Annotated in this window: 13 protein-coding genes; 4 read left to right on the top strand and 9 right to left on the bottom strand. The window is 56.2% G+C overall.

The window, feature by feature from the left end:
- Window positions 1-29 precede the first annotated feature (29 nt).
- The 3 genes from OEU85_RS02600 to OEU85_RS02590 form a co-directional block, all read right to left on the bottom strand.
- Complete coding sequence (locus tag OEU85_RS02600) at window positions 30-2,864, bottom strand: hypothetical protein (protein WP_262689876.1); 2,835 nt, start codon at window positions 2,862-2,864, stop codon at window positions 30-32.
- 207 nt (window positions 2,865-3,071) lie between these two features.
- Window positions 3,072-3,608 (bottom strand): prepilin peptidase, encoded by a 537-nt coding sequence (locus tag OEU85_RS02595; RefSeq protein WP_262689875.1) that lies wholly within the window; start codon window positions 3,606-3,608, stop codon window positions 3,072-3,074.
- A gap of 203 nt (window positions 3,609-3,811) precedes the next feature.
- A complete protein-coding gene (locus OEU85_RS02590) occupies window positions 3,812-4,192 on the bottom strand; it encodes a hypothetical protein (RefSeq protein ID WP_262689874.1) in 381 nt (126 codons plus the stop codon).
- Between the two features lie 297 nt (window positions 4,193-4,489).
- On the opposite strand from OEU85_RS02590, the gene OEU85_RS02585 reads away from it, so the two are divergent.
- Complete coding sequence (locus OEU85_RS02585; protein WP_262689873.1) at window positions 4,490-5,071, top strand: hypothetical protein; 582 nt, start codon at window positions 4,490-4,492, stop codon at window positions 5,069-5,071.
- A 25-nt stretch (window positions 5,072-5,096) separates the two neighbouring features.
- Here the strand turns inward: OEU85_RS02585 and OEU85_RS02580 are convergent, their stop codons facing one another.
- Entirely contained in the window at window positions 5,097-6,074 is a 978-nt protein-coding gene (locus OEU85_RS02580; protein ID WP_262689872.1) for a calcium/sodium antiporter, read from the bottom strand.
- A 77-nt stretch (window positions 6,075-6,151) separates the two neighbouring features.
- Complete coding sequence (locus OEU85_RS02575) at window positions 6,152-6,580, bottom strand: hypothetical protein (protein WP_262689871.1); 429 nt, start codon at window positions 6,578-6,580, stop codon at window positions 6,152-6,154.
- 221 nt (window positions 6,581-6,801) lie between these two features.
- Between OEU85_RS02575 and OEU85_RS02570 the strand changes: the two genes are divergently transcribed.
- From OEU85_RS02570 to galU, 3 genes are all read left to right on the top strand, one after another.
- Window positions 6,802-7,416: a 2OG-Fe(II) oxygenase gene (locus OEU85_RS02570; protein WP_262689870.1), complete on the top strand. Its 615-nt coding sequence runs from the start codon at window positions 6,802-6,804 to the stop codon at window positions 7,414-7,416.
- 194 nt (window positions 7,417-7,610) lie between these two features.
- The gene (locus tag OEU85_RS02565) at window positions 7,611-8,885 is read left to right on the top strand and encodes a hypothetical protein (protein ID WP_262689869.1); all 1,275 of its coding nucleotides are present in this window, start codon (window positions 7,611-7,613) and stop codon (window positions 8,883-8,885) included.
- Window positions 8,886-8,896: 11 nt separating this feature from the next.
- Window positions 8,897-9,763 (top strand): UTP--glucose-1-phosphate uridylyltransferase GalU, encoded by an 867-nt coding sequence (gene galU / locus OEU85_RS02560; RefSeq protein WP_262689868.1) that lies wholly within the window; start codon window positions 8,897-8,899, stop codon window positions 9,761-9,763.
- Between the two features lie 8 nt (window positions 9,764-9,771).
- Here the strand turns inward: galU and OEU85_RS02555 are convergent, their stop codons facing one another.
- The 4 genes from OEU85_RS02555 to OEU85_RS02540 form a co-directional block, all read right to left on the bottom strand.
- Entirely contained in the window at window positions 9,772-10,590 is an 819-nt protein-coding gene (locus tag OEU85_RS02555; RefSeq protein WP_262689867.1) for a substrate-binding periplasmic protein, read from the bottom strand.
- Between the two features lie 125 nt (window positions 10,591-10,715).
- Complete coding sequence (locus tag OEU85_RS02550; RefSeq protein ID WP_262689866.1) at window positions 10,716-12,500, bottom strand: cytochrome c; 1,785 nt, start codon at window positions 12,498-12,500, stop codon at window positions 10,716-10,718.
- Between the two features lie 187 nt (window positions 12,501-12,687).
- Complete coding sequence (gene galE / locus OEU85_RS02545; RefSeq protein ID WP_262689865.1) at window positions 12,688-13,668, bottom strand: UDP-glucose 4-epimerase GalE; 981 nt, start codon at window positions 13,666-13,668, stop codon at window positions 12,688-12,690.
- Between the two features lie 34 nt (window positions 13,669-13,702).
- Complete coding sequence (locus tag OEU85_RS02540) at window positions 13,703-17,011, bottom strand: glycosyltransferase (protein WP_262689864.1); 3,309 nt, start codon at window positions 17,009-17,011, stop codon at window positions 13,703-13,705.
- Between the last annotated feature and the right edge of the window lie 14 nt (window positions 17,012-17,025).

Raw genomic sequence — 17,025 nt, 5'->3', positions numbered from 1 at the left:
GGGTCTCCCACCGCGGCTCATGGTGTTGATTACTGGTTCAGCCAGACAGTCCAGCCTGCAACCCAGTCAGCGTCAGCGCCAGACACCGCGCCGATGTAGGTGGTGGTGTCGAAGAAGCTGTCCACTGCATTCACATCAGTTGCCGTTGCACCAGCTTCCGTCGAACCGTTGATGTAGTTCTTGAAGCTAGCAGCGCCCGACTGTGTGGTCAGTGTGTGGGTTGCTACAAAGTTGTTGCTTTGGCTCAGGAACCATGTCTCGAGGTCAAAGACGTTACCGTCGTCCTTGAAGATCGTGGCACAGCTCTCGGCCAGCATGGTCGACTGCATGGTCAGGTCGCCTGTCAGCGTCGTCGCAGTCGGACCGGATACCGCGAAGGTAGCATCCTGGTCGATATCGAGACATGCGTCACCAAAGTCAGCAACAACCACATTGTAAAGGTTACCGGCAGTGCCTTCACGAAGCAGGATACCGATGTCGCTCTCGCCGCCAGCCGCAGCCGCACCGATGATTGTCGCGTTGGCGATAACCGGGTGTGCCCGTGGCAGGAAGTCGTTACCGTCGCCGAAGTTATCGGCTTCGATACCCTGGTCAGTCGCCGGTTGGTTCGGGTTCTGCAGGATTACAACGTGCTGAACCTTACCGCGCCAGCCTTGCGTCCAGTCGAGGCTGTCATCGTCAGCGCCAGTCAGTACGAGGTGTTTCGCATTGACGGTACCACCGAAGAATTCAACCGCATCGTCCGCACCGTTGTGAACTTGCAGGTAGTCGATTTCCGTTGAGGAACCAACGCCTTGGAAGGCAATACCGTTCAGCTCGTCCGTGCTGGTGATCGGGTTACCGGCATAAACAACGCGGGTGTAGAAGATCTGACCGCTGTCGTCGGTGTCGTCGATACCGCCGTAGAGGCCGCTATCACCCTCGCCTTCGGCTTCGCACACACCGGACCCGTTACAGGTGTTGATCGTCGCACGACCGTTGATCACGAGACCGCCCCAAAGCGCTGTATCGGTATCGAGGTTGCGGGTATCCGGGTCGATCGCAGTGAAGGTAACCGGCGCATCAACCGTACCGTTCGAGCGAAGCTTGGAACCGCGGGAGATGATCAGGTAGCTTTCAAGGTCAGCCCCCATAACCGTAACACCAGGCTCAATCGTCAGCGTGGTAGCAACACCAGCTGAAAGCGGGCTGTCCGGGTCCGGACCCATGTCGATACCGAAGGTCACCTTGCCGTCAAGCACATAGTCCAGACCCGATACGAGGCGAAGATCGCTGGTATATGTACCAGAGATCACACACTGGCCATCGGCGTTTTCGGACGTGCCCGAAGGACATTCCGGATCAGGGTTCAGACCATAGGTCCAACCGATTGTCCAGTTGTCTTCCCCGGCAGAGCTTTTCACAGCACCGGCATAGTCGGTAGCGTCAAAGAAGCCGTCCACCGCGCTGACATCTGTTGCAACAACCGCATTTTCCGCGGACCCGTTGATGAAGCCGTTCGACAGGGTTGTCGTGCCAACAACGTTGTTGTCCTGGTTGGTGAAGTATGTTTCTAGGTCGAAGTTGTTACCATCGTCCTTGAAGACCGACAGACAACCGGTGTCGAGGAGCGTGCTCTCGATCGTCAGGTTACCTGTGAGGTTCGTAGCAGAAGAACCCGCGTTGGTGAAGGTAGCGTCCTGGTCGATATCAAGACACGCATCGCCGAAGTCAGAAACGACAGTGTTATAGATGTTTGCGCCTGTACCTTCACGCAGCAGCATGCCGATGTCGCTTTCACCGCCCTGGCTGTAGGAGCCAACGATGGTGAAGTTGGCAAGGCGTGGCTTGGCTCGCGGCAGGAAGTCGTTGCCGTCACCGAAGTTGTCGGCCTCGATACCCTGGTCGGAAGCGGGTTGGTTCGGGTTCTGCATGATGATTACATGTTGAGCCTTACCGCGCCAGCCCTGGGTCCAGTCAAAGCCGTCATCGTCTGCGCCGGTGATTACGAGGTGTTTGATCTCGGTGGTACCGCCGAAGAACTCAACGCCGTCGTCCGCGCCGTTGTGAACATGGATATAATCGAGCGTTGTGCCCGAGCCTACGCCCTGAAACGCGATACCGTTCAGCTCGTCGGTGCTGGTAATCGGGTTACCGGCATATTTGACCTGAACATATTTCATGGTGCCCGACGAATCGGTGTCGTCACCGCCGCCATAAAGGCCGCTGTCACCTTCGCCTTCAGCTTCACACACACCGTCACCGTTGCAGGTGTTGATGGTGGCGCGACCGCTGATCACAATGCCGCCCCACTCTGCGGTGTAAGGCTCCGTGAGCGCGGAACCGCTGTGGCCGCTGCGCGGCGTGAGGCCAAGCTCGGACGCGAGACCAAGATCAAGGCCGGAGGTGAAGATGATCGGCTCGCTCTGCGTGCCGACAGCTTCGATTTTCGACCCGCGGGAGATCACGAGGACGTCGGTCTTCGTCGCACCGTAGATGCGCGTGCCTTCCTCGATCGTCAGGGTAGCAGCGTCACCGTCGGCGGCTGTGCCGTCCGCGCCGGTGTCAACACCGATAACCACTTTGCCCGAGAGCTGGTAAATGTTGTCGGAACTCAGTGTCAGGTCTTCCGTGATGGTACCCGACAGTTGGCAATGGTCTTCATCACCTACCGCTACGGTTTCGGTGCCGGTTGGGCATTCGCCGGCACTGCCGCCGCCGTCGCCACCGCCATCACCGCCACCGTTGCCCGGGTTACCGGTGCCTGGATTCGGGCCCTGATTGCCCGGTGATGCAAGTTCAGTACTATCGTCGCCACAAGCAACCAGCGCCAGGGCGGCCACTGCTGCGAGAAGCGTGTTTTTCATGATCTGAAGGTTTGTCATTGTATTCCCCGTACGACGCCTAAAGTGTCGCTTGAAAATTTGGTGCAAGCGAAATGGCCAACGTATTGCTGTCGGCTCACAGGGAATGATCGGTAATCCCGATATGTTTCAGTTTGTTTGCAGTTCTTTGACCATTGATGTCACATTGTGATTCAGTGGCAAAAGCGACATGACAGAAGCACGAGTGTGACAAAACTGTCGCGAATACTAACTTATGAGATCGAAATACAACCAAGACAGCCACGCCCCCAGACAAAGGTAAGGGCCGAATGGTATCGGCTCGAGGGGGTCAAACTTGCCTTTCATAACAGTTTTAAGAACAAATGCGCCGAGTCCGGCCAAGGATGCTGCCAGCAATACAAAAGGCAAGCCGTACCACGCAACCCATGCCCCCGCACCGGCCAGAAACTTGGCGTCGCCCATGCCCATACCGCGGCGGCCACGCAGTTTTTCATAGAGAAATGCCAGCAGCCAAAGCGACAGGAACCCGGCAGCAACGCCTATCAGATAAGGCTGCAGGGCAAGCCCGTCCAGATAGGCGCGCAATAGTCCGAGCAAAACAAGCGTGCCGGTCAACAGGTTTGGCAGGCGAAAGGTAAACTGGTCATACAGCGCCAGTGCATAAAGGTTGAGAAACAGCGCAAGCGAGATCCAGGTCGGCCGATCCGCCCAAAGGAGGCCGGCGGCGGGCAACAGGAAAATGACGGCGTAAAGTATCCGGTGCCTGCCCGGCTGTGTGTTCATATCAGGTCCCAGTGGCTGTTGCCGTGAGCCTATAATGTGCTTTGTGTCTGAACAAGAAGGATGTCGGGTGGGCTGGTAATTACCCCAATGCAGCGAAACGCGCAGGCCCCAACACGGAGCCGCCCCCAAAGGCCCTGACGTAAATCAGGCCTGTGAGGGCGGGAATAAAACCACGGGTGTTGTTCAGTCGCGGTTTAAAAGTTTTATTGCGTACCACCCATGCGCTCAAGCGCGGTTTTGGCGATCGTCTTCACCCGGCGTGGCTCACCGTTCATCAGAAGCGCATAGGGGTTGTCGCGACCGTCAAGAATGTCGCGGTACATAGCCATGGCCTGCTCACGGCGGCCGGTCGTGCTATATACAAAGGCAAGGTTCAACTTCGCGAACACCTGGTCTTCTTCAGCCACGTCCGCATCGAGAAGAGCGGCTTCAGCTTTTGACCAGTCGCCGTCCTGAAGCTCGCTTTTTGCATAAACCGCAGGGTCAGCCGGTTGTGTTTCGGCGGCGAATCGTGGCTCATCAGCCGTCGCGCAAGCCGTCAGAATTGTTGCACCGATAATGGCACTGAAAGATACAAAACGCATACTGGCCTCCTTCTGGCAAATCTTCCTATTATGTACGTGTTTGTTACAGATTAATGTAACACCCAGTCATATTTGGCCAAAGAAGGATTTAATGCTTTGAAGTGTTTGCATTAATTTTTTTTCATATCACACCGGAAAATATTACTGTTACACTTCAATAGCTTACATCGCGGAAGGTGATTCGGCAGGTAGTGTGTGAAATTTTTATGACAGTGCCCGAAAAAGGCAGATTTGTCATCATTTCTCTCGTAGCAAAGGGCTTGAAAGTAATATTTACACCGTTTTCAGGACCGCTGGATGACACGTTTTTTTCGCTCGCTTTCCCACCTTGCACTTGCTGCTGCTATTGCATCGACATCCGCGTTGCCCGTGGTTGCCGGGGCCAGCGTTTCGGTTGGTGAGATGCCAAATGTCGCCGTGACGCCAGCAACCGCCGATTTGATGGCCTCGCTCTCAACGCGGCCCGCCTCCAGCCGTATGCTAGGTGTCGCCAGCCCGGCGCACGATTTTGTCCGCTTCACCGGCGCCGTAAAAAACCTGTCTCTTCTGCTGTTGCATGACGTCAAGGAAGAGGCCCATGTGAAAGCGGCCATCAAACAATACGGGTTTGAAAAGGTACAGGATACGGTGGTTTCCGCCATCCGCACGGCCCAACTTCAGTATGGCGCCAAATGGGCAGACATGCTTGCCGGCATCTACGACACACACTTCAATGCGCGGGAGCTGCGCTCCATCTTGCAGGAAAAAGAATCATCGCCACACTTCGTGAAACTGATCGAGGAACAGGATGCGATCGCACAGGCGGTGCGCATTGACGGCCATGATATCTATGTCGCGGCGCGGGCGCAGGTCATGAGCCAGTTGGAAGCTGCACTTTAAGTTTTTCAGGACCCGCCAGACCGCACTAGACGAGGCCGTCCAGTGCGCTGTCCACGAGTACTGCAGTATAGGCGGCAAAACACAACAGCAGGAACGCGCCCTCGAGCCGGTTGATGCGGCCGATTCCCCGAAAGCCAAAACCAAGTAGAAAAAGCGCCATGGTCAAAAAGCCCATGACCGGCACATCCCGTGTCAAAACAATCGGGTCCACCTTGATGGCATGAATGCTGCCTGCGATACCGGTCACCGCGAGCGTATTAAACAGGTTTGAACCGATCACATTGCCGAAAGCAATTTCATGGTCCCCCTTGCGTGCGGCAATCACAGACGAGGCAAGTTCAGGCAGCGATGTACCAACCGCCACAACGGTCAGCCCGATGATCACGTCGCTGATACCCATCCCTTCTGCGATCTGCACGGCGCCCCACACAAGCGCCTGCGAACTGGCTACAAGCAGCACCAGCCCGGTTACAAGGATCACCACGGAACGCGACATACGACCTTCGGGCTTGCACAGCGACTGGTCAACACTTGTGCCAAAGCTGTCCCGCGCATGCCGCCGCCCCTCATAGACTGACCAGACAGTGAGGCCGACGAACACAGCAAGCAGTATGAGCGCATCATAAAAACCGAGGAGATGGTCCAGCATTAAAATTGCGACAAGAGCCGTCGCCACCGCCAGAACGGGTAGCTCCTTGCGCAATATCTTGGAATGCACACCAAGCGGGCGCACAAGTGCGGTCAGCCCCAGTATGAGGGCAATATTGGTAATATTGGAGCCAAACGCGTTCCCGAGAGCGAGACCCGGGTTGCCCTGCGCGGCCGACAGGCCAGAGACCACCATTTCCGGGGCTGACGTGCCGAACCCGATAACCAGCATGCCTATCAACAGGGGTGACATGCCAAAACGCTGGGCAACGGCCTTGGCGCCGTCAATGAACAGGCCTGCACTCCACACCAGGACGACAAGCCCAACTAAAATGGCAACAACTGGTAATAACACGTGACTCTACCTCTCGACCCGACATCGGTTTGACCAGATCGTTACCTGGTCAAAGCCTGTACGCGCGATACCCGCTTCTAGTTTCGCGGGGTAACAACAATCGTCAGTTTCGGCTTTGACCCGCGTTCGATTTTGATCAAGGCAACCCGCGTCGGTTTCTGGAACGTCAACATGATATCGTCATCCTGCGCTTCGCTGATAAGGCCCCAACCTTCATTTGGCATATTATTTTTAAAAAACTCCGCCACCTTCATCTGGTCCGCCTTCACTTTTGCAAAGATCTTGCCGTAAGAGTTGGCGCCGTTTCCAAGGATCATGGATTTTTTGGTATCAATGACAGCTCCAGCAGGCATTGCAACGTCCCCGATGGATTCCCCATTGGTCAGAACAACCGGCGCTTGCGAAGACTTGCTTGCTGGTTCAAGCGCTGAAACATAGCCCACCCCGGTGCTTATCACACCAAAGGTGACAATCAATCCCGCCAGATAACGGTGCATGCGGCTCATTATTTCCTCCCTCGATCGGATCAATACCCTGATACCTCACCTCTGGGCAGAGGCAGGCCACCGGACCATTTTATTATCCCTCTTTGTAGTCAACAGTACGCCTGCTGCACAACTGCAAAAATGGGCTGTCGTCCACCTCAAGCTATGCTAGGAAAATCATGGGGGTATATTATAGTGCTCCGGCCAGGCAAGAATGAGACCTCAAGAGGGGCCCTTACCAAATGAAACGCGCGATCATCGACCTGCACCTTGACCCCCGGGTCTATACCATCGCGGATTTTCTCGAAGGTGCGGAATGCCGGCATCTGGTTTCCCGCGCCAAAACACAAAAAATGAAACGTGCCACCGTATCGGGCGAGACCGATGGCGTGGTTTCTGCCGGGCGCACCAACGATGTGTGCTGGCTTGACCACACAGGCGACCCGGCTTGCAAGCGCATTGCACTGAAGGTCGCCGGCCTTGTCGGCATGCCTCTGTCCCACGCGGAAAAATTTCAGGTGATCCGGTATGACGTCGGTACCGAATATAAGCCTCATTTCGATGCCTTTGACGACAATACCAAGGCGGGCCAACGGAATATGAAGGGCGGCGGGCAACGGCTCATCACCGTGCTGGGTTATCTCAATATGGTTAAAAAAGGCGGTGCCACAGAATTTCCCAAACTTGGTATTAGCATCCCCGCCGAAATGGGAAAACTGCTGGTGTTTCATAACTGCCTGCCCGGCACGACGGAGAGGCACCCTCAGTCTTTGCATGCGGGGCGACCAGTAGAGGAAGGCGAAAAATGGGCCTTCAATCTTTGGTTTCGTGCTGAGAAAAGGACCTACGACAAATAACATTGCCGGTTTTCCGGCCCATAATACCGCAACAAAATTGCCCCAGGCATTGGCTCATGGTTGGTTTTGTTACGAAAGAAGCCACAGTTTCGTAACACTGTGTCTTAACAATTATGGAAAGACTTGATCGCGGCATATATTATCGGCTATATGGCAACGTTGTCATTGGCGGAAATTAAAGAGTTTGGAAAATCATGTTCAGCTATTCATTTGGTGATAAAAGCTTTGAAACCCTGTTGGAGGCCGAAGGCCTGACGGCAGCCTTTAACGCAAACTTGGAAAAAGCGGTTACTTATGCCAAGTCGCTTGCCGCTAGCAGCCTGTTGCCTTTCGCGCGCCAAGCTTCAGATGGCCCGGACATGGCCCCGATCGCCGACGCCGCGGCCCGCATCAATGCCACCTGCGATGACCTGGTCGTGCTGGGTACCGGCGGCTCCAGCCTTGGCGCGCAGGCAGCCATCGCCCTCGCGCGCTTCAACAAGGGCAAGGTGCGCATCCATACACCCGATAGCCTCTGCCCGTTTGAGATGGACCTGCTGTTCCGCGAGTTGGACACACGCCGTACCCATGTGCTTGCCGTCTCCAAATCCGGCACCACTGCAGAAACACTGGCGCAGTTGCTTGCCTGCCGCGCATGGATCGAAGCGGGAGAGCACGCCGCCAATCTGGGTGACCACTTCACTTTCATCACTGAACCCGGCAAACGCCCCTTGCGCACCTATGGTGAAAAGCTGGGGTCACCGATTCTTGACCACCCGACCGACGTTGGCGGCCGCTTCAGCGTGCTCACGAATGTTGGTATGCTGCCGGTCGCGGTCTCCGGCCTGTCCGTCAAATCTTTCCGCGAAGGCGCTGAGGAAGTCTGCGACGATTTCATCAAAAATCCGGGGGCAGCCACCGCCGTTGTGGGCGCGGCATTGACCCAGACACTAAACGAACACAAGGGCATCACACAGGTTTTGATCATGCCATATGCCGAAAGCTTGCGCGCCTTTACACGCTGGCACGGCCAGCTGTGGGCGGAGAGCCTTGGCAAGGATGGCCTGGGCACCACCCCCATCCGCGCGGTCGGCCCCGTGGACCAGCACAGCCAGCTCCAGCTGTTTCTTGACGGCCCCAATGACAAGTTCTGCACTTTTGTCACAATTCCAAGTTATGGCAAGGGACCACGCATTGATCCTGCAGAAGCGAAAGCCTATGGCCTTGACTATATGGCCGGTCGCACAATCGGGGACACGGTTACCTGCCAGTCCCGCGCGACACAGGAAACCTTGCGTGCAAAAGGAAGGACTGTACGGGAAATTGTGATCGACGCTCTGTCTGAAAAAAATCTAGGTGGCCTTTTTGTCTCCTTCATGCTTGAAACAGTCGTGACGGCGCACCTCATGGGCGTAGATGCATTTGATCAGCCTGCCGTTGAAGAAGGCAAGGTGCTGACCCGACAGTATTTGAACGAACTAGATATTTAACGGGATTTAATATGAACGCACCCATCAAGAAGATTGTCCTGCCGGTTGCCGGCCTCGGCACCCGCTTCCTGCCAGCCACCAAAGCAATTCCCAAGGAAATGCTGCCGGTACTGGACCGTCCGCTGATCCAGTATGCGGTTGAGGAAGCCATCGAAGCCGGCATTGAAGACATCATTCTTGTCACGGGACGCAACAAGCAGGTGATGGAAGACCACTTCGACCACGCCTACGAGCTTGAAAAAATCCTGCAGGAAAAAGGCAAGGACGAGGCGCTTGAGACGTCTCGTTCCATGCTGCTTGAAGAAGGCCGCATTTCCTATGTGCGGCAAATGCGGCCACTGGGTCTGGGCCACGCCATCTGGTGCGCACGCAAACTGGTCAACGGCCATCCGTTTGCCGTTGCCCTGCCCGATGACCTGATCAAGGGCAAACCGGGCGCCCTCAAACAGATGGTTGAGGCCTATAACGAACTGGGTGGCAATCTGGTTGCCACCATGGACGTGGCCAAGGAAGACACCTCCAAATACGGCGTCATCACGCCTGGCACACGCAAGGGCAACATCATCGAGGTCAAAGGGTTGATTGAGAAACCCCACCCCGAGGACGCACCATCGACCCAAGCTGTTGTCGGACGCTATATCCTGCAGCCCGAGGTGATGAACTATCTTGAAGAAAAGGCCATCGGCGCGGGCGGTGAAATCCAGTTGACCGATGCCATGGCCCGCCTGATTGGCGAACAGCCTTTCCACGCGCTGGAATTTGAAGGCCGCCGCTTTGACTGCGGCTCAAAACTTGGTTGGCTGATGGCTAACCTGTCGATGGCTGCTGAAGACCCATACCTTGCCAGCAAGCTCAAGGAACTGATCACCTTCCAGTAGGGCGTGCCTCAGGGATCATGCCCCGGGGCGGACTTTTTCTGTCCGCTCCCGAACAGCTGGGTATAATATTCCAGCAACTGTTTGGTCGTGCCGTCTTCAATCATTCGCGGCACCGCCCCGCCCAAAATCTGGCTGAGGATTGCGGCGCAAGCCGACCGCTTGGAAACCGCGAGATACACCCCCTCCTCAAACTCCGGCAGGATATGCCGTTGCATCGCCGGGTGCGCCCGCACGTCAATATCATCCCGGTAGAGGCCTGCCGATTCCCCCAGCAGCATATAGTCAAGCCGACCGGCTATCAGCATGGCAAACAACAGGCGTACATGCGGAGCACGGATCAGGTTAAGCTCTGAACGCATATCGGCCTCCAGCGCGTCACCCCTGCTGTCTCCCTGCGCCGCGCCCCCATATAGCCCTTTCAGGTCATCAAGGGACCGCACATCAAGATCAAGCGCTGCGCGCGTCAACACAAGGGTGCGTTCGTTGGCGTAAGGGCCGATGAATTCCATCGTCTTTTCGCGTTCGTCGGTTTTGTATAGCGCGACCAGAATATCAATTTCGCCTGCCCGGGCGCGCGCCAGCGTACGGTTCCAAGCGAAGGTGCGTTCCGTTTTCAGGCTTATATTATGCTCGGCCAGTGCACGGCGCGCGATTTCAACCCCAGCCCCCAAAACCTGCTCATCGCTTTTACGAAACCAGACAAAAGGCACATAGCTTTCCGGTCCGGTAAGGATCACTTCCTTGCACGTGGCATCTGCGGCGTTCGTCAATTTCACGCAGGTCATCAATAAGGTAATTAACAGCGCGGCAGGCCAGCCGGATCGCATAGGCATATCCCATCCTTCGCTCCATCCCATGACAGGATTTTGCCACGCGGGGCGCGATGCAGCAAGCAATCCGCATGAAAAAGAGGGGCGAACGCCCCTCTTTGACTGATGTACCGCGTTGGGGACTAAAGCGTTTTCAGATATTCAACAATCGCCCAGCGTTCGTCGTCCGTCAGGGCTTTGCCCACATTGTGCCCCGTATTGCGGTTGCCATCGAGTGTGGTGTCAAACGCAAAGGTATTCGGGGCTTCATCATGTTCGTACCCCACCCGAACCGGGTCGAAGCGGCGGCTGCCCACATAGAAGTTCTTTGTGCGGTCCTCTTCCGGCAAAAGCATTTCATAGAGATTAGGCACAGAACCATTATGCATATAAGGCGCCGTCGCCCAGATGCCGGTCAGTGGACGCGCTTTATAGGACATCAGGTTCGCGTTCATGACCTCTTTATGCCTGGAATAATAACTCTCATAGTCGGCCTCAAGTGCCGGCAATGGATGCCCAAGAGTCACGCCGGAAACCAGTGTTACGAGCGCCTCGCCACGGCTTGGCAGCGTTGCACCGTATTTCTCGCCGGTAACAAGCAGCAAGCGACTGCCTTCAAGCTTGCCTGATTTCCAGGGCTCCCCGGTTTTCGGATTTTTCTTGTAGAGGAAGTTCGCCGCCATACGCGGGTCAGCCCCCAGTTCAGTTATTGGCACCATGACCGGGTCGTAGGGCTTGGCTTCGTCCTTGCGTGCAACCACATGGTGACACCCCACACAGTGCTCGCCATACAGCTTCTTCCCTTTGGTCGCTTTGGCTTTGTCGATTTCTGGCAGCAGGTTTTGCGGCCATTTCGGGGAGCGCAGTTCCTGCAGCCATTCCTCGATCTGCCCGACATTCGGCAGATTGACAGAGGACGCATAACCAAAATAGCTGGCTTTCGAGACAAAATCGTCGATCACGTCACCCTTCTCGATAAAGTCGTCACTGTCAGCCGGTTTCACCTCAACCACGCCGTTCACACCAACAACCTCACCCACGTTACGAAACAGGGGACCTGCGCCATCCTTGTTGTTTGGCGCCGAACCGTTCCACTGCACAACAGATGATTGCGGCGTCCCCCACAGAAACGGATAACTGACAGGCGCGTTCGCCTCCATCTTGTTCTCGGGCACACCGATATCTTCAGCGACCACTCGGTTCAAAATGGCGCCAAAGGCATCCACACGGCCATAGCCATACGCCAGGCTGGAATGGTTCAGCTCGTTGAGCGCAGCCATTTCCATTGACTGCTCTTCCATCTCATTTCTGAGCTTTGAAGCGTCGGCCTCGGTATAGTTTTCGCCCAACACCTTCGTCGCGAAACGCTTGAACTTGGCATCGTCTTCGTAGCTCGCGACCAGCGCGTTCACGAGTTCCGTGTTATAGGCGACATAATCGCCAAGCCCGGGGCCGCCATCGATAAGGATTTCCTCGCCGCCGAGGTTGAGCTTTGCCGTGTGACAGGCTGCGCATGTCATGCCCATCCAGTATACACCGCGTTCGTCGGGCTTTTCGCTTTTGGTAAAACCGATCGGCAAGGCGTCTTCGTTGAAGCCCGGCATTTTGGGCGCCGGGATATAGCGCAGGCGTTCAATATTCGCATCCGACCGGAAAAGTTGGGTACTGTTTTCCTGTTCAAGAATCAGGAACCAGACATACGGCATCTGACGCGCGCCTTGCGGCTGAAACCAGAAACCCATCTGGGACTGATAGTCCCATCCCTGCGCCACTTGCCACCAGGGCAGGTTGTTCTCCTGCACTGCCCCTTTATATTCAACCTCCTTGTGTGCATTCTCCTTGTCGCAAGCAGAAAGGGCAAAAAGCCCCAGTGCGCAACAGGTTGTCACCACGGCACGCCACGGCGCCAGCATTGTCCTATACTGCATAATAGACTCCCCTGAATTAGCCCCAGTCAGACATGCCCGGCAGTATGCCCAGACATAAATCCTTAGTCCTCCATGGCATACGCCATATGACGATTAAACTTAGGGGTGAGCTAAAATACCAGCAAAAATTGAAAAGGCCGGACGCTACGGCCCGACCTTCATGCCCCGACACCATGCCTATGGATCATCAGCCTTGCTTAAGCCGCTTTTCCCACGCAAAGGCATGCGCGACGATGGTGTCGAGATCATCATGGGCTGCCCGCCACCCGAGTGTGCTGCGGATCTTGTCGGCCTTCGCCACAACCTTGGGGCTGTCTCCCGCGCGGCGCCCTTCCATCTTGACTGTAAAATCCACGCCAGTGACGCGTTTGACCGCCTCGATGACCTCAAGCACGGAAAAGCCGTGCCCATACCCGCAGTTCATCGCTCCGCTCTCGCCGCCTCTGTCCAGCCAGCCCAGCGCCAACCGGTGCGCCGCCGCCAGATCAGAGACATGGATATAGTCCCTCAGGCCAGTGCCGTCCGGCGTATCATAGTCGTCGCCGTACACACTAAGGTGCGAGCGGCGGCCAAGGGCAGCCTGACACGCAACCTTGATCAGATGGGTGGCGTTCGCCGTTGATTGCCCCGTTCGGCCCTTGGGGTCTGCGCCCGCCACATTGAAATAGCGCAACGCGACATAGGAAAAATCATGCGCGGCGACGACGTCCGCAAGCATCAGTTCGGTCATCCATTTGGAGGTGCCATAAGGAGAAACAGGTTTGAGGTCTGCATCCTCGCCAATTGGCACCACTTCCGGGTCGCCGTATACGGCAGCGGTCGATGAGAAGATAAACTTCTTCACACCGTGGCGCACACACCCTTCAATCAAGGTGCGGCTGGCGGCCGTGTTGTTGCCATAATATTTCAGCGGGTTTTCGACCGATTCCGGCACCACGATGGAGCCAGCAAAATGGATGACAGCGTCGACCTGATGGGTCTGGAATACCCTGTCAAGCATGGCCGCGTCACTGACGTCACCCTCAATGAAGGTTGCTTCAGGCGCCACCGCGTCGCGAAAGCCAGTAACAAGATTATCCAGCACCACAACGTCATGACCGTTCTCAACCAGTTCGATCACCATGTGGCTGCCGATATACCCCGCGCCGCCTGTCACCAAAATTGCCATTGCTCAATCCTTTCAGCTATCCACGCGGAGCCGGTTATGGCTCAAGGTCCATCGTAGATGTCGTTATCACAAGGCCGGTATCTTCCGTTTCAAACGGCGCATCAACCATGTTGAGGGCGGCACGCATATCCGCGCATGCCCTGGCAAAGGAATATCCCTCGCCAATAAAGCTGCGCGATCGTTCGGAAATATCGCCCCATGCCTTCCGGTTCGTGTACAAATGCTCAAGCGACCGCAGCCACTCCTCAGGCGTGCCTGCGATCTCACAGTCATACCCGTGGCGCACGCCCGTGCCCTCAGCCGCAATGCGCGACAGCACCGCCGGAATACCGTGCGCCATGGCCGCCAGCACCTTGCCCTTGATGCCCGCACCACTCAGGAGCGGCGCGACAAAAACGCGGTGCTGTGCGTAAACCTCTGCGACATCCTTCACATGTCCGATGACATGCACGTCATCCGCGGCAAGGGCCCGCACCTCGTCGCACATATTGCTGCCATAGATGTGGAAAGCCACCCCCGGCATGCTCTCGCGTACAAGCGGCATGACGTTGGTGACAAAATACTGCACGGCCTCAATGTTCGGTGGATGGCCATAGCCGCCCAAAAACGCGATATCCGACCGGCCCTCAAATGACGCAACGTCAGACGACACATCCACCACCCAAGGCGCTTTTGCAATGCGGGTTTTTTCAAAATTATGGCTCAGCACAACGGCGTGTTCGACCTCATTATAGCTCAGTAGCAGATCAACCTTTTCCATCACCGCCAGCTCGTCATCGCGGGTTTTTCGCGCCGCCACCAATGCATCCGCATCACCTGAAAGCACCGCCGCCCGAGCCTCGCGCAGGAAATGCAGGTCCGCGTTATTGAACAAAACCTTTGCCTGCGGCGCATGGCGGCGCACAAGGTCTATGTTGTCCTGCGCCACATAATAGCGGGTCATATACACAACATCGAACTCGTTCCCGCGTTCATGCAGGAACTCTTCTGTCGATACATAAAACGGTGAATAAATGACCTCCACGCCAATCCGCTGAAGCTGCTCGACATATTTTCCGAGCCACGCGAGGTTATCGGGCAGGAATGTGACCTTGTAGCCCAAGGCCTGCATCATGCGCATTTCCTGAACAGCAGCATAGCTGCCGGCGTCATAGTCCGTGCGCGGCACCTGATAATCGATAAACAGGGCGCGTTTCTCCACGCCTTCGTCTTTATAGAGGTCCGCGTTTTCCCCAACCTCCGGCGCGCCAGCTAGGACAGCCTCAAATTTTTTGGTGAACTTGGGCCGGTTGATTTCCTGATACCGCTTCAGACCTGTGGATGCCGCTTCATCGGTACCGTTCGACAGGCCTTCAAAATGCACCACCACCGACAGCGGATTATAAAGCGTCTTATAGCCCTTCGCCCGCAGCGAGAACGCAAGGTCGGTATCTTCATAGTAAGCTGGCGCATACTCGGTCGAGAAGCCGCCCACATCGCCCCATGCTTTGCGGCTCACGGCGATGGCAGCGCCCGAGCAATAGTGCACAGGGCGTGTGTAATTATATTTTGGCTCATGCGGGTTACCATGGCGGCCATAGTTCCAGCCCTTGCCCTCGGCCCACACAACACCACCCGCTTCCTGCAGCACGCCGTCAGGATATATCAACTTGGCACCCACGAGCCCGACCCCGGCAAAGTGGCGGAAAGAGAACAGAAGCTCATCAAGCCAACGGTAGGTGACCTCGGTATCATTATTGAGGAATACAAGATAGTCGCCTTTTGCGGCGGCGGCCCCGGCATTACAGGCCCCTATGAAACCCTGCGCCTCATTATGTCGCACAACCGTGATATTCTGTGCATAATCAGCAAGTTTGATGGTCTCGTCGCTCGAACCATCATCAACCACCACAAGCTCGAAAGTCGCTTCATTGTAGGCCAGCAGCAGAGCGGCAAGGCAGTTGTAGGTAACCGCAAATTTATTATGCGCGGGCACAATGACCGACACTTCCGGCTTGTCTGTGGCAGGAAACACAAGCGGACGGAAGTCGCTATTGCGTTCAAAGCCCTGCACCACGACCTCATGGCAATAGCCAACCTGCGCGACACCTTGTACGCCAAGCTTACCCGCCGACGCCATTTGCGCCTGCAGTGAGCGATACCGGAGACCTGCCAGCGCGCTCATCTGCGACTTGTAGGGCGCGCGGGTGTGCTCCTTCACGGTCTCAAGGTCGAAACTTTGGGGCGACAGGATCAGCACATCCTGGGCGAATACCTGTCCTTCAAAGCTACGCACAACAATATGATGTGGCTTGCCGTCATACAGCGTGGGGCTAAGCCTGACATAAAGGTCCCTGATGTCGGGCCGCGTTGTCTTGTGTGCGAAGGCGAGTGTATCAAGCGTGCCGTCCACCAGCACCTGCACCCCGGCTGCACTCGGCCGTTTGAAATCACCATAGGCCCCTGTCAGGTTCTGCTCATCGGGATGATTGAGGATGATATTCAACCGGCGTCCCCGCAGCATGATCCCATCTGATACGACAGGCGCGGGTGTCAGCACCAACGGGTCCGCCACCGCTTCACCATCCACGGAAACCGTGACCGACGCCTGTTCACCAAACCGGGTCAGCGAATGCTTCGGCCGCAGGATTACATTGTTATGGTTTTGATGTGCAGCCAGAAGCGGAAACAGGTCTACGGGACGGTCCGTCCAGCCCCGCGTCAGACGCGCGGGAGAGACATAAAAGCGTGTGAAGGCAAAAAAGAGATACGCCCCGTCCGTTCCGGCAGCGTTCTCCATATGGAACGACAGCCGAACAAAACAGCCACCTTCCGGCACACAGCAATGCACATGTCTGAGCGCGTATTGCTCCAACGCCGCGCCGCCAGTGGGCAACAGCCCACACTCGGCACGAGCAGTGCCAAGCGGCGTATGGGCGGCATCGAAATACTCTGCCTCAAGCGCGACACCACACCGGTGCGCAGCCATCATGGCGGAGAAAACAAAATCGACCCGTTCACAGACAGGTAGCATATCACCGTGTACCGGGTCGGTATAAACAACACGGGCGTCCTGCACGCCATCGGGTAGCGCCGCATATGCCACATTGGCGTCGGCCAGCGTCCACTCGGCACTGATATCCCGGCCAATCCCCACCTCAGGCTGCGACGCACGAAAGGGGATATCGGCGGAAGTGAAATCACCGTTGCACAGGAGGTTAATCCCTGCGATGGCATTGGTCAGTGAACTAGGCTGCAGCTCGACGTCCTTGCCATCAGACAGGACGGCATGCAGACCTTCCGCAACGGACCTATCTGCTGAGACGAGTATTGTCGACCCCAGGGAAAATATATCGGGCTGCAAAAAACCTCTCCCGT

The sequence above is a fragment of the Kordiimonas aestuarii genome (genome assembly GCF_025574465.1).
In the GTDB taxonomy this organism is placed as follows: Bacteria; Pseudomonadota; Alphaproteobacteria; order Sphingomonadales; family Kordiimonadaceae; genus Kordiimonas; species Kordiimonas aestuarii.
Note: the sequence above shows the minus strand (reverse complement) of the source record. Positions and strands in the feature narration are given on the sequence as shown.

Excerpts from the sequence above, each read along its gene's own strand:
- OEU85_RS02565 (WP_262689869.1), top strand. The coding sequence starts at position 7,611 with ATGTTCAGCTATTCATTTGGTGATAAAAGCTTTGAAACCCTGTTGGAG.
- OEU85_RS02595 (WP_262689875.1), bottom strand. The coding sequence starts at position 3,608 with ATGAACACACAGCCGGGCAGGCACCGGATACTTTACGCCGTCATTTTC.
- OEU85_RS02590 (WP_262689874.1), bottom strand. The coding sequence starts at position 4,192 with ATGCGTTTTGTATCTTTCAGTGCCATTATCGGTGCAACAATTCTGACG.
- OEU85_RS02570 (WP_262689870.1), top strand. The coding sequence starts at position 6,802 with ATGAAACGCGCGATCATCGACCTGCACCTTGACCCCCGGGTCTATACC.
- galU (WP_262689868.1), top strand. The coding sequence starts at position 8,897 with ATGAACGCACCCATCAAGAAGATTGTCCTGCCGGTTGCCGGCCTCGGC.
- OEU85_RS02585 (WP_262689873.1), top strand. The coding sequence starts at position 4,490 with ATGACACGTTTTTTTCGCTCGCTTTCCCACCTTGCACTTGCTGCTGCT.
- OEU85_RS02550 (WP_262689866.1), bottom strand. The coding sequence starts at position 12,500 with ATGCAGTATAGGACAATGCTGGCGCCGTGGCGTGCCGTGGTGACAACC.
- OEU85_RS02600 (WP_262689876.1), bottom strand. The coding sequence starts at position 2,864 with ATGACAAACCTTCAGATCATGAAAAACACGCTTCTCGCAGCAGTGGCC.
- OEU85_RS02555 (WP_262689867.1), bottom strand. The coding sequence starts at position 10,590 with ATGCGATCCGGCTGGCCTGCCGCGCTGTTAATTACCTTATTGATGACC.
- galE (WP_262689865.1), bottom strand. The coding sequence starts at position 13,668 with ATGGCAATTTTGGTGACAGGCGGCGCGGGGTATATCGGCAGCCACATG.
- OEU85_RS02575 (WP_262689871.1), bottom strand. The coding sequence starts at position 6,580 with ATGAGCCGCATGCACCGTTATCTGGCGGGATTGATTGTCACCTTTGGT.